Here is an 11,773-nt window from a genome sequence, read left to right on the forward strand (position 1 = left end):
TTATCGAGGCCGCTGCGAAAGCGCCCCGCAAAAAACTAAAATCGACGGTTTCGCCTGAACCCTTCCCCCATGTCCGATCCCAAGACCTCCGCCCCCGCCGCGCCCGCCGCCGACGACAACCAGCTGATCGCCGAGCGCCGCGAGAAGCTCAAGGCCCTGCGCGAGGCCCAGAAACAGGGCAAGGGCGTGGCCTTCCCCAACGACTTCAAACCGGCCGACCATGCCCAGGCCCTGCTGGACGCGCACGGCGCCAAGGAGGCCGAGCCGCTGGCAGCCGAAGGCACGACGGCGAAGATCGCCGGCCGCATGATGCTCAAGCGGGTCATGGGCAAGGCCAGCTTCGCCACCTTGCAGGACCAGAGCGGCCGCATCCAGATCTACGTCACGCGCGACGACATCGGCGAGGAGCTCTATGCTGCCTTCAAGCACTGGGACCTGGGCGACATCGTTGCGGCCGAGGGCAAGGTTTTCAAGACCCGCACCGGCGAGTTGTCCATCCACGCCAGCAGCGTGCGCCTGCTGACCAAGAGCCTGCGGCCCATGCCCGACAAGTTCCACGGCGTGGCCGACCAGGAGGTCAAGTACCGCCAGCGCTACGTCGACCTGATGACCGACGAAAGCGCGCGCAAGCGCTTCATCGCCCGCAGCAAGGCAGTCTCGGGCATCCGCGAGTTCATGGTGGCGCACCAGTTCCTCGAGGTGGAGACGCCCATGCTCCACCCCATCCCAGGCGGCGCCAATGCCAAGCCCTTCGTGACGCACCACAACGCGCTGGACCAGCAGATGTACCTGCGCATCGCGCCGGAGCTGTACCTCAAGCGCCTGATCGTCGGCGGCTTCGAGCGGGTCTTCGAGATCAACCGCAGCTACCGCAACGAAGGCATCTCGGTGCGCCACAACCCCGAGTTCACCATGATGGAGTTCTACGCGGCCTACTGGAACTACCGCGACCTGATGGACTTCACCGAGTCGCTGATCCGCGACGCGGCCCAGAAGGCCTGCGGCACGCTCCAGCTGACCTACGCCGGCAAGCCGGTCGACCTGGCCCAGCCCTTCGAGCGCCTGACCATCCGCGAAGCCATCCTCAAGCACACCGTAGCGGGTGACCAGGTCGACGACCGCGAATGGCTGGTCAATGCCTTGCGCAAGCTGGGCCTGTCGGAAGACAAGAACAAGCTGTCGGCGCGCTCGCTGGCCAGCCTGCAGGTCATGTACTTCGAAGAGACGGTGGAAGACAAGCTCTGGCAGCCCACCTTCATCATGGAACACCCGACCGAGATCTCGCCGCTGGCACGCGCCAACGACGAGCGGCCCGAGGTGACCGAGCGCTTCGAGCTGTACATCACCGGCCGCGAATTCGGCAATGGTTTCTCCGAGCTCAACGACGCCGAGGACCAGGCTGCGCGTTTCAATGCCCAGGTCGATGCCAAGGACGCCGGCGACGACGAGGCCATGTTCTTCGACCACGACTTCGTGCGCGCGCTGGAGTACGGCATGCCGCCCACCGGCGGCTGCGGCGTGGGCATCGACCGGCTGATGATGCTGCTGACCGACAGCCCCAGCATCCGCGACGTCATCCTCTTTCCCGCCCTGCGGCGGGAAGGCTGACCGGCGCCATGCCCGGCGGCGCGCTCGGCATCGATTTCGGCACCTCCAATTCGGCCATCGCCGCTGTAGGTGCCGATGGCTTGGCACGCCTGGTGCCGCTGGAGGGCGAAGCCGGCCCCATTCCCACCGCGGTGTTTTTCAACGCAGAGGAACGCAGCATTCATTTCGGCCGCGAAGCCATAGGCCTGTACCTGGCGGGCGTGGACGGCCGCCTGATGCGCTCGCTCAAGAGCCTGTTGGGCAGCAGCCTGCTGCAGGAAAAGACCGCCGTGCCCGGCGGCATGGTCAGCTTCCAGGAGGTGATCTCGCGCTTCCTGGGCGAGCTGGGCGCGCGGGCGCAGCGCCATCTGGGCCAGCCACTGCGGCGCGCCATCATTGGCCGGCCTGTGCATTTCGTCGACGATGAAGATGGCCGCGACCGCCAGGCCCAGGCCTCGCTGCTGCAGGCCGCGCAGGCGGCGGGCTTCCAGGAGGTGGGCTTCGAGCTGGAGCCGATCGCGGCTGCCTTCGACTTCGAGCAGCGCGTGCAGCGCGAGACCCTGACCCTGATCGTGGACATCGGCGGCGGCACCTCCGACTTCACCGTCGTGCGGCTGGGTCCGCAGCGCATGGCGCGGGCCGACCGCGCCAGCGACATCCTGGCCACCAGCGGTGTGCACATAGGCGGCACCGACTACGACCGCCGCCTGGAGCTGGACTGCGTCATGCCCTTGCTGGGCTTTCGCCACCAGGGCCCGCAGGGACGCGAAGTGCCCAACCCGGTGTTTTTCGACCTGTCGACCTGGCACCTGATCAACTGGATGTACACGCCGCGCATCCTGCGCCAGGCGCAGGACCTGCGCACCAGCTACGCGCAGCTGCGCCTGCACGACCGCCTGATGACGGTGCTGACCGAGCGCCTGGGCCACCGGCTGGTCAGCGAGGTGGAGCAGGCCAAGATCCGCGCATCGCTGGCTGGGGCTGGTGCCACCATCGACCTGTCCTGCATCGAGCCCGCCCTGCACGCGGAACTCGGCACGCAGGACATGGAAGCCAGCCTGGGCGAGCTGCTGTCCAAGGTGGTGGCTTGCGCCCATGACTGCGTGAAGCTCGCCGGCCTGCAGGCAAGCGACCTGGACGCCGTCTACCTGACCGGCGGCTCCTCGGCACTGCGGCCTTTCCAGCACGCGCTGCGTGCCAGCTTTGCGCAGACCGAGGTGCTCGAGGGTGACCTGTTCGGCGGCGTCGCCTCGGGCCTGGCCTACGCTGCCCGACGGGCATGAACTACCTGGGTGCCTATCCGCAGGAGCTGCAGGCCCAGGCGCAGGACCTGCTGCAACGCAACCGCGCGGGCGAGATGCTGCTGCGCAAGTATCCGCAGGCCCACCAGCTGCGCACCGACAACGCGCTGTACGGCTATGTGATGGAGTTGAAGCAGGAGTTCCTGCGCAGCTCGGAGCCCTTGTCCAAGGTGGCCTACGACAACAAGCTGCACATCATCCACCAGGCGCTGGGCACCCACACCACGGTCTCAAGGGTGCAGGGCAGCCGGCTCAAGGCCAAGCGCGAAATCCGCGTGGCGGCGATGTTCCGTGAGCTGCCGCTGGAGTTCCTGCGCATGATCAGCGTCCATGAGCTGGCCCACATGAAGCAGAAGGAGCACGACAAGGCCTTCTACCAGCTGTGCTGCCGCATGGAGCCGCACTACCACCAGTACGAATTCGACCTGCGCCTGTACCTGGCCCATGCCGACCTGCACGGCAAGCTGGCCTGGCCAGGGTAATTGGCCCCCACGCTCGCCCACTGCGTGTGGCTCGCTGCCCCCGAGGGGGCGTTCGCGCCTTGGGGCGGCCCAGCGGCGCTCAGGTCCGCTTAAGGAAGCAGGTCCAGCGCGTGCATGTAGGCCGGCTGGGTCATGAGCTCATCCCAGGCCGTGCCAGGCGTGCGCGGCAGCAGTTCGCGCCGACGCTGTTCGCTGGCGTCGCTGGCCTGCCAGTGGCCCTTGAGCTGGGCCTCGGTCAGGCCGTCCAGCAATTCGTCGACCGCAGCGCCCTGACCCAGCGACTGGTTGCACAGCAGCACCAGGTCGCAGCCTGCGCTCAGTGCCGTCATCGCGGCCTCGGTGTAGCTGATCTCGCGGCCGTCGATCAGGCGGGCGCCGGCCATGCTCAGATCGTCGCTGAAGACCGCGCCGCCGAAACCCAGCTGCCGGCGCAGGATGTCATTGAGCCAGCGGCTGGAGAAACCCGCCGGACGGCTGTCCACCTTGGGATAAATGACATGGGCCGGCATCACGCTGCTGAGCGTGGCGCTCAGCCAGTCATACGGCGCGGCATCGTCGGCCAGGATGGCCTTGAGGCTGCGCCGGTCCACCGGGATGTCGGTGTGCGAATCGGCCTTGACGAAGCCGTGGCCGGGGAAATGCTTGCCGCAGTTGGCCATACCGGCCTGCAGCAGGCCGTGCATCAGGCTCTTGGCCAGCATGGCGGTGACCCGCGCGTCGCTGTGGAAGGCACGGTCGCCGATCACCCCGCTGCCACCCCAATCGAGATCCAAGACTGGGGTGAAACTGAAATCGACGCCACAGGCGCGCAACTCGGAAGCCAGCACATAGCCGCAGGCGGTCGCGGCGTTGGTCGCCTTCAACGCGTCGCGCATCCACAGCTCGCCCAGGGCGCGCATGGGCGGAAGATGGGTGAAGCCGTCGCTACGAAAGCGCTGCACGCGGCCGCCCTCATGGTCCACGCAGACCAGCAGGTCGTCGCGCAGCGCGGCGATCTCGGCGCACAAGGCCGTGAGCTGGGCCCGGTCCTGCCAGTTGCGGCCGAACAGGATCAGGCCGCCGGTCAGCGGGTGCTTGAGGCGGCGTCGGTCGGCGGCGCTGAGCGTCGTGCCGGCGATGTCGAGGATGACGGGAGCATGCATGCTCATTGCAAGTCTTTCTTTTCCACCACGACGAAGCTCGCCGCGTAGTCGGTTTCATCGGTGACACTGACATGGGCCGACAGGCCCTGGGCCTGGAACCATTCCTTCAGGCCGCCATGCAGCACGATGACCGGCTGGCCGCTGGGCAGCTTGCCGATCTCGCACAGCCGCCAGGTCATGGGCATGCGCATGCCCAGCCCCACCGCCTTGCTGAAGGCCTCCTTGGCGGAAAAGCGGGTCGCCAGGTAACGGGTGCCGCGCTCGGGCCAGCGGGCGCTGCGCGCCTTCCAGGTCGCCAGCTCGGCGTCGCTGAGAATCTTGCGGGCGAAGCGCTCGCCGTGGCGCCGCAGCGACGCCTGGATGCGCCGCACGTCGCAGATGTCGGTGCCCACGCCGTAGATCATCCGCTGCCCTTCAGGCGAAAGCGGAGTGGATCTGGGCCAGGTAGGCCTTGACGGTGGCCTCGTAACCCAGCTCGAGCGCGTCAGAGATCAGGGCATGGCCGATCGACACCTCCTGCACGCCGGGCACGGCACGCAGGAAGTCAGCCAGGTTCTCGCGGCTCAGGTCGTGGCCGGCATTGACGCCCAGGCCGGCATCGAGCGCCGCCTGCGCCGCCACGGCGAAGCGCTGCAGCGCATCCGGCTTGCCGGCCGTGCCCCAGGCACTGGCGTAGCTCTCGGTGTAGAGCTCGACCCGGTCGGCGCCGGCGGCCTTGACGGCGGCCATCATGGCTGGCTGCGGGTCCATGAACAGGCTGACCCGCACGCCCAGCGCCCTGGCCTGCGCGATCAGGGGCAGCAGGCGCTGGCTGTCGGCCGGGAAGTCCCAGCCGTGGTCACTGGTGAACTGGCCTTCGCTGTCGGGCACAAAGGTGCACTGGTGCGGGCGGAACTCGCGCACGAAGTCCATCAGGTTGTGAAAGGGATTGCCCTCGATGTTGAATTCCACCTCCGGCCGCCCGGCCACCAACTTGTGCAGCAGCGGAATGTCGTCGGCACGGATGTGGCGGCCATCGGGCCGCGGATGCACCGTGATGCCCTGGGCGCCGGCGTCCAGGCACAGCGTGGCCGCCCGAACCACGCTGGGGATGCCCAGGTGCCGGGTGTTGCGCACCAGGGCCACCTTGTTGAGGTTGACGGACAATGCGGTGTGGGCTGGGGAGGTGGTCATAGGGACTGCAGATCCATCATCAGCTGGCGGGTGCGCAGCGTCGAGACCCCGCAATGGTAGTGCAGCAGGGTGCGCAGCAGCGGCTTGAGTTCGGACAGGGTTTGCGCCGCCTGGCGCAGCGTGGCGGTGAAGGATGCGCCATCGTCCAGCGCGCCCTGCAGCGCCAGCCACTGTTCGCCGCTGAGGCTGGCGCGGCCGTCGCCCTGGCGCGCCGCCACCAGGCCTCCTTCGGGCACCAGGCTGTAGCGGGCCTGCGGCTCCATCAGGCGCAGGGTGGGCGTCTGCATGTCCAGCGCCGGCAGCAGGCCGATCTCGCGCAGCAGCAGCAATTCGAAGGCGCGCAAGGCCGGCTGCAGCGCCTCACCATGCTCCGAGGCCAGCACCTGCACGGCGCTGGCATAGGCGTCGAACAGGCGGGGATGGGGGTCGTCGCGCGCCAGCAGGCGCATCACCAGCTCGTTGAGGTAGTAGCCCGCGAGCAGCGCGTCGCCGGTGGGCATGACCTGACCGCCGGCCCATTCCGCCCCCTTGAGCGTGCGGATCTCGGCATCGCCGCCGAAACCCAGGCGCAAGGGCTGCAGGGGCAACAGCACCGGCCGGAAGTTGGAACTGGGCTTCTTGGCGCCCTTGGCCACCAGGGCGATGCGACCGTGGTGGCGGGTGAACACCTCCAGGATCAGGCTGGACTCGCTCCAGTCGTAGCGGTGCAGGACGAAAGCCGGTTCGTCGGAAATGCGCTGCGTCGCCACGCTCAGGTCGCCCTGGCTACTCGTAGCCGAAGCTCTTGACCCGGGCCTCGTCGTCGGCCCAGCCGCTGCGCACCTTGACCCAGATCTCGAGGAAGACCTTGGCGTCCATCAGCTTTTCCAGCTCCTGGCGCGCCTCGGTGCCAATGCGCTTGAGCTTCTCGCCCTTGTCGCCGATCACCATGGCCTTGTGACCGTCGCGCTCGACCACGATGGTGGCGGCGATGCGCACCATGCGGCCGTGCTTGGGGCTGGGCTCTTCCTCGAACTTCTCGACCACCACGGTGGAGGTATAGGGCAGCTCATCGCCGGTGAAGCGAAACAGCTTCTCGCGCACCGTCTCGCCGGCCAGGAATTTCTCGCTGCGGTCGGTCAGTTCGTCTTCGGCGTACCACCAGGCCTGCTCGGGCAGGTATTTCTCGCAGATGCCGAACAGGCGTTCCGCGTCCTTGGCGTTCTTGGCCGACATGGGGACGAACTCGGTGAAGGCGTGGCGCTGCTGCATCTCCTGCAGCCAGGGCGCGATGTCGCCGCGACGGTGCACCTCGTCGAGCTTGTTGGCCACCAGCAGCACCGGGATGCCGGGCTTGAGCAGAGTCAACACCTTGGCATCGTCCGGGGTGAACTTGCCGGCCTCGACCACGAACAGCACCAGGTCGACGTCGCCAACCGCGCCCAGAACCGTCTTGTTCAGGGACTTGTTCAAGGCTTTGGCATGGCGGGTCTGGAAACCCGGCGTGTCGACGAAGACGAACTGCGCGGCGCCAACGGTGCGGATGCCAGTGATGCGGTGCCGCGTGGTCTGCGCCTTGCGCGAGGTGATGCTGATCTTCTGGCCGACCAGGGCGTTGAGAAGGGTCGATTTGCCGACGTTGGGCTTGCCGACGATGGCGATCAGGCCGCAGCGCTGCCCGCTCCCATTTTCGGAAGCAATTGCCGCTCCAGCCCCCGTGTTTTCTGGGCTAGCCGCTTCATTTTCTATAGCATTCATGAGTGTCCCTTGGCCTTGAGTGCCAGCAGCATGGCCGCTGCCGCGGCCTGCTCGCCGGCCCGGCGTGATGCGCCGATACCGCGCTCGGAAGCGCCGAGCTCGGGGATTTCGCATTCCACGTCAAAAGTCTGTTTGTGCGCCGCGCCCAGCGTGCCCACCACATGGTAGACCGGCAGCTTCATCTTGCGCCCCTGCAACCACTCCTGCAACTCGGTCTTGGGGTCACGGGCGACGGCCTTCATCTGCGGATTGATTTCCACGTCCTTGAACAGCCGATGCACCAGCGCTTCGGCCGCGCCATAGCCCGCGTCCAGGTGCACGGCGCCGATCACGGCCTCCAGCGCGTCGGCCAGGATGGAAGGCCGCTTGCTGCCACCCGAGCGCGCCTCGCCCTCGCCCAGGCGCAGCACGTCGGACAGGCCCAGACCGGCCGCGAGCTGGTGCAGGGTGTCCTGCTTGACGAGATTGGCGCGCACGCGCGAGAGGTCGCCCTCGGGCAGGGCCTTGAGCCTGTCGTACAGCAGGGCCGCGACCGCCAGGTTCAGGACAGAATCACCCAGGAATTCCAGGCGCTCGTTGTGGTCGGCGGAGAAACTGCGGTGCGTCAGCGCCCGCGCCAGCAGCTGCGGCTGCGCGAACTGGTACTGCAGGCGATCCTGCAGGGCTGAGTGGGCCGGAGGGAAACCATTCACGCGAGGGATGCTATTTCGACTGCCCAGCGTACTTGAGCAGCAGGTAGGCAGGCCCGAACATGTGGATTTCCTTGTTGTAGGCGAACTTCACGAGCCACTTGTCGCCGGCTTTCGTGACTTCCAGGTCCTTGGCGGTGATCGACTTGATGTCGTCGATCTGCGCCGCCTTGTCGAAAATGGTCTTGACTTCGGGGATCGAGCCCCCCGCCTTGGACTTTTCGACGGCCTTGAGGATCGCCTGGTATTCGATTGCCGTCGGTACAGCCTGGGCGGCAAGCGCACCCAGACCGACCAGCACGGCGATCAGGAAGACCAGCGTGAAAAAGGAAACGCCCCTCTGACCCGATTTGAATTTATGTCCCATCTGCCCACCCTCGCAACGAAGAGAAAACCGTCATTCGAAAGAACCGATCCGCTTGAGATCGCTGAAATTCATCCAGACAAAGAATGCCTTGCCCACGATGTTGCGATCGGGCACGAAGCCCCAGTAGCGTGAATCGAGCGAGTTGTCCCGGTTGTCACCCATCATGAAATAGTGACCTTGCGGTACCTTGCAGACCACGCCCTCGACACTGTAGCGGCAATTCTGCTTGAAAGGAAAGTCCGCAATCTCCCGTTCGTCGAAGCCGCCGCGCCGTGCGTCGTCGTTGAGCAACTGGTGCTGCCGGTCCCCGACCTGCTCGCTGAACTGCTTGAAGTAGCGCATTGCATCGCCGTCGAAGAAGTCGGGCACGGCCTGCTTGCTGACCGGCTTGCCGTTGATGGTGAGCTTCTTGTTCAGGTAGGCGACCTCGTCGCCGGGCACGCCGACGACCCGCTTGATGTAGTCCAGACTGGGCTGGGGCGGGTAGCGAAAGACCATGACATCGCCCCGCTGGGGCGGCGTGCCCTCGGTCAACCTGGTGTGGATGACCGGCAGCCGCAGGCCGTAGGTGAACTTGTTGACCAGGATCAGGTCGCCCACCATCAGGGTGGGGATCATCGATCCGGACGGGATCTTGAAGGGTTCGAACAGGAAGGAACGCAGCACGAAAACGGCCAGGATCACCGGGAACAGGCCGGCCGTCCAGTCCAGCCACCAGGGCTGCATCAACAGACGCTGGCGCCCCTGGGCCACATCGCCGTCCACCTGCGTGATGCCGCGGGCGGCCAGGTCGGCGCGGCGCGTCACCGCCTGCGCCTCCAGCTGCGCCGCCGCACGGCGCCGCTGGGGCAGGAAGTACAGGCGCTCGGCCAGCCAGTACAGGCCAGTGACCACGGTGGCCAGGAACAGCAGCAGCGCGAAGTTGCCCTCCACCAGACCGACGTACCAGGCGCCGGCGTAGCCAGCGAAGGCCGCGAGCACCACGGCCGTGAGTGCCTGCATCATTCTTCCACCTGCAGGATGGCCAGGAAGGCTTCTTGAGGGACTTCGACCGAGCCGATCTGCTTCATTCTTTTCTTGCCTGCTTTCTGCTTTTCAAGGAGCTTGCGCTTGCGGCTGATGTCGCCGCCGTAGCATTTTGCCAGCACGTTCTTGCGCAACGCCTTGACGGTCTCGCGAGCGATGATGTTGGCGCCGATGGCCGCCTGGATCGCCACGTCGAACATCTGGCGGCTGATGATCTCGCGCATCTTGGCCACCACCGCCCGGCCGCGATAAGGCGCCTGGCTGCGGTGCACGATGATGGACAGCGCGTCGACCTTCTCGCCATTGAGCAGGATGTCGACCTTGACGACGTCGGAGGCCCGGTATTCCTTGAACTCGTAGTCCATCGAGGCGTAACCGCGGCTGACGGATTTGAGCTTGTCGAAAAAGTCCAGGACGATCTCGCCCAGCGGCATTTCGTAGGTCAGCATGACCTGCTTGCCGTGGTAGGCCATGTTCATCTGCACGCCGCGCTTGAGGTTGGCCAGGGTCATCACCGGCCCGACGTACTCCTGCGGCATATAGAGATGCACCGTCACGATGGGCTCGCGGATCTCCTCCATCCGGCCCTGGTCGGGAATCTTGGACGGGTTCTCGACCATCATCACCTCGCCGTCGCCCTTGACCACCTGGTAGACCACGCTGGGTGCGGTGGTGATCAGGTCCTGGTCGAATTCGCGCTCCAGACGCTCCTGCACGATTTCCATGTGCAGCAGGCCCAGGAAGCCGCAGCGGAAACCGAAGCCCAGCGCCTGGCTGACCTCGGGCTCGTAATGCAGCGAAGCGTCGTTGAGCTTGAGCTTTTCCAGCGCGTCGCGCAGCGAGTCGTACTGGTTGGCTTCGGTGGGATACAGGCCGGCAAAGACCTGGGGCTGGATTTCCTTGAAACCGGGCAGCGCCTCGGTCGCCGTGGCGGCCGCGCCGCCGGTGCCGGCCTTGATCAGGGTGACGGTGTCGCCGACCTTGGCAGCCTGCAGCTCCTTGATGCCGGCGATGATGTAACCCACCTCGCCGGCTTCCAGTGACTGCCGCGGCTCGTTGCCGGGCGTGAAAACACCCAGGTTGTCGGCGTTGTAGGTGGCGCCGCTGGCCATCAGCTTGATGCGCTCGCCCTTGGCCAGGCGGCCGTCGACCACCCGCACCAGCATGACGACGCCGACGTAAGTGTCGAACCAGCTGTCCACGATCATGGCGCGCAGCGGGCCGTCCGGGTTGCCCTTGGGCGCGGGAATGCGCGCCACCACGGCTTCCAGGATGTCGTCGATGCCCATGCCGGTTTTGGCCGAGCAGGGAATCGCATCCGTCGCGTCGATGCCGATCACGTCCTCGATCTCCGCCTTGGCGTTGTCGGGATCGGCCTGCGGCAGGTCCATCTTGTTGAGGACCGGAACCACTTCGACTCCCAGGTCCAACGCGGTGTAGCAGTTGGCCACCGTCTGCGCTTCCACGCCCTGGCTGGCATCGACCACCAGCAGCGCGCCCTCGCATGCCGACAGCGAACGCGAGACCTCGTAGGAGAAGTCCACATGGCCTGGCGTGTCGATCAGATTGAGGTTGTAGACCTCGCCATTTCGCGCCTTGTATTTGAGAGAAGCGGTCTGCGCCTTGATGGTTATCCCACGCTCTTTTTCAAGATCCATGGAATCGAGCACCTGCTCCTGCATCTCACGATCGGACAGTCCTCCGCAACGCTGAATCAGACGATCTGCCAACGTCGATTTGCCGTGGTCGATGTGCGCAATGATCGAAAAGTTTCTGATGTGATTCATCAACGGGAACGCTTAAGTGATTGAATTCAAACGGCGTGGGGAAAGAAAAAAGGGCGCGTCGAGTGGTGACGCGCCCTGAACCAACAATCTATGGCAACTGCGATAGTTGGAACTTCATTGTAGGCAAAAAGCCCGGGCAGTACAGACGTGGGGACGCCAAAACAGGGTCGTTGCAGGCCAGCAACAGGAATTTTATACACAGCTTATCAACAAAATTGGTGGGCAAGTACTGGGACAACATGTGGGCGATCTGTGGATCGGCTGTGCAACACCCGGAATCTTCTCGCATCGTGGTCGGCAGCGTTTTTGTTATGCGTCTAATTGCCAATGCGCAGGACGGATTCTATCGAAAAACGTCATTAGCCCGGCGATTAAGTAAGCGTGCGCAAACTTTCTTTTTGATCTCTGGCCATCAAAAAATATTTTGAAAAAAGCCCCAAACCCGACTTCGGGCTGGGGCTTTGCAGGCCGGGGTTGCAGAT

13 protein-coding genes are annotated in these 11,773 nt (G+C 65.3%); 4 read left to right on the forward strand and 9 right to left on the reverse strand.

Annotation, left to right across the window (positions count from 1 at the left end; translation table 11 throughout):
• The first annotated feature begins 69 nt into the window (after positions 1-69).
• From lysS to Q0632_RS01580, 3 genes are read left to right on the forward strand one after another with little or no spacing between them, the layout of a single operon-like run.
• Entirely contained in the window at positions 70-1,608 is a 1,539-nt protein-coding gene (lysS, locus tag Q0632_RS01570; RefSeq protein ID WP_298923630.1) for a lysine--tRNA ligase, read from the forward strand.
• Positions 1,609-1,616: 8 nt separating this feature from the next.
• Positions 1,617-2,870 carry an Hsp70 family protein gene (locus Q0632_RS01575; RefSeq protein WP_298923632.1) on the forward strand — a complete coding sequence of 418 codons (1,254 nt, stop codon included), beginning with the start codon at positions 1,617-1,619 and terminating at the stop codon, positions 2,868-2,870.
• A complete protein-coding gene (locus Q0632_RS01580; protein WP_298923634.1) occupies positions 2,867-3,370 on the forward strand; it encodes a YgjP-like metallopeptidase domain-containing protein in 504 nt (167 codons plus the stop codon). The genes Q0632_RS01575 and Q0632_RS01580 overlap by 4 nt, the downstream gene beginning before the upstream one ends.
• An 89-nt stretch (positions 3,371-3,459) precedes the next feature.
• Here the strand turns inward: Q0632_RS01580 and nagZ are convergent, their stop codons facing one another.
• The 9 genes from nagZ to lepA are packed head-to-tail and all read right to left on the reverse strand — an operon-like array spanning position 3,460 to position 11,291.
• A complete protein-coding gene (gene nagZ, locus Q0632_RS01585; RefSeq protein WP_298923636.1) occupies positions 3,460-4,518 on the reverse strand; it encodes a beta-N-acetylhexosaminidase in 1,059 nt (352 codons plus the stop codon).
• Positions 4,515-4,916 carry a holo-ACP synthase gene (gene acpS / locus Q0632_RS01590; RefSeq protein WP_298923639.1) on the reverse strand — a complete coding sequence of 134 codons (402 nt, stop codon included), beginning with the start codon at positions 4,914-4,916 and terminating at the stop codon, positions 4,515-4,517. Before acpS ends, nagZ begins: the two co-directional genes overlap by 4 nt.
• Positions 4,917-4,926: 10 nt before the next feature.
• Positions 4,927-5,685, reverse strand: a complete 759-nt coding sequence (locus Q0632_RS01595) for a pyridoxine 5'-phosphate synthase (RefSeq protein WP_298923642.1) — start codon at positions 5,683-5,685, stop codon at positions 4,927-4,929.
• Entirely contained in the window at positions 5,682-6,434 is a 753-nt protein-coding gene (gene recO / locus Q0632_RS01600) for a DNA repair protein RecO (RefSeq protein ID WP_298923644.1), read from the reverse strand. The genes Q0632_RS01595 and recO overlap by 4 nt, the downstream gene beginning before the upstream one ends.
• A gap of 16 nt (positions 6,435-6,450) precedes the next feature.
• Positions 6,451-7,422, reverse strand: coding sequence for a GTPase Era (gene era, locus Q0632_RS01605; RefSeq protein ID WP_298923646.1), 972 nt, complete (start codon positions 7,420-7,422; stop codon positions 6,451-6,453).
• Positions 7,419-8,114 (reverse strand): ribonuclease III, encoded by a 696-nt coding sequence (gene rnc, locus Q0632_RS01610; protein ID WP_298923648.1) that lies wholly within the window; start codon positions 8,112-8,114, stop codon positions 7,419-7,421. The genes era and rnc overlap by 4 nt, the downstream gene beginning before the upstream one ends.
• A gap of 10 nt (positions 8,115-8,124) precedes the next feature.
• Positions 8,125-8,478 carry a DUF4845 domain-containing protein gene (locus tag Q0632_RS01615; protein WP_298923650.1) on the reverse strand — a complete coding sequence of 118 codons (354 nt, stop codon included), beginning with the start codon at positions 8,476-8,478 and terminating at the stop codon, positions 8,125-8,127.
• Positions 8,479-8,508: 30 nt separating this feature from the next.
• Entirely contained in the window at positions 8,509-9,480 is a 972-nt protein-coding gene (lepB, locus tag Q0632_RS01620) for a signal peptidase I (RefSeq protein WP_298923887.1), read from the reverse strand.
• Positions 9,480-11,291 (reverse strand): translation elongation factor 4, encoded by a 1,812-nt coding sequence (lepA, locus tag Q0632_RS01625; RefSeq protein ID WP_298923652.1) that lies wholly within the window; start codon positions 11,289-11,291, stop codon positions 9,480-9,482. Before lepA ends, lepB begins: the two co-directional genes overlap by 1 nt.
• Positions 11,292-11,326: 35 nt before the next feature.
• Here lepA and Q0632_RS01630 point away from each other — a divergent pair, with 35 nt between their 5' ends.
• Positions 11,327-11,719 (forward strand): hypothetical protein, encoded by a 393-nt coding sequence (locus Q0632_RS01630; protein WP_298923654.1) that lies wholly within the window; start codon positions 11,327-11,329, stop codon positions 11,717-11,719.
• Positions 11,720-11,773 lie beyond the last annotated feature (54 nt).

The organism is uncultured Ramlibacter sp. (assembly GCF_936925435.1).
GTDB lineage: Bacteria > Pseudomonadota > Gammaproteobacteria > Burkholderiales > Burkholderiaceae_C > Ramlibacter.

Coding starts and splice junctions, on each gene's coding strand:
- lysS (WP_298923630.1), top strand. CDS start 70: ATGTCCGATCCCAAGACCTCCGCCCCCGCCGCGCCCGCCGCCGACGAC.
- Q0632_RS01575 (WP_298923632.1), top strand. CDS start 1,617: ATGCCCGGCGGCGCGCTCGGCATCGATTTCGGCACCTCCAATTCGGCC.
- Q0632_RS01580 (WP_298923634.1), top strand. CDS start 2,867: ATGAACTACCTGGGTGCCTATCCGCAGGAGCTGCAGGCCCAGGCGCAG.
- nagZ (WP_298923636.1), bottom strand. CDS start 4,518: ATGAGCATGCATGCTCCCGTCATCCTCGACATCGCCGGCACGACGCTC.
- acpS (WP_298923639.1), bottom strand. CDS start 4,916: ATGATCTACGGCGTGGGCACCGACATCTGCGACGTGCGGCGCATCCAG.
- Q0632_RS01595 (WP_298923642.1), bottom strand. CDS start 5,685: ATGACCACCTCCCCAGCCCACACCGCATTGTCCGTCAACCTCAACAAG.
- era (WP_298923646.1), bottom strand. CDS start 7,422: ATGAATGCTATAGAAAATGAAGCGGCTAGCCCAGAAAACACGGGGGCT.
- Q0632_RS01615 (WP_298923650.1), bottom strand. CDS start 8,478: ATGGGACATAAATTCAAATCGGGTCAGAGGGGCGTTTCCTTTTTCACG.
- lepB (WP_298923887.1), bottom strand. CDS start 9,480: ATGCAGGCACTCACGGCCGTGGTGCTCGCGGCCTTCGCTGGCTACGCC.
- lepA (WP_298923652.1), bottom strand. CDS start 11,291: ATGAATCACATCAGAAACTTTTCGATCATTGCGCACATCGACCACGGC.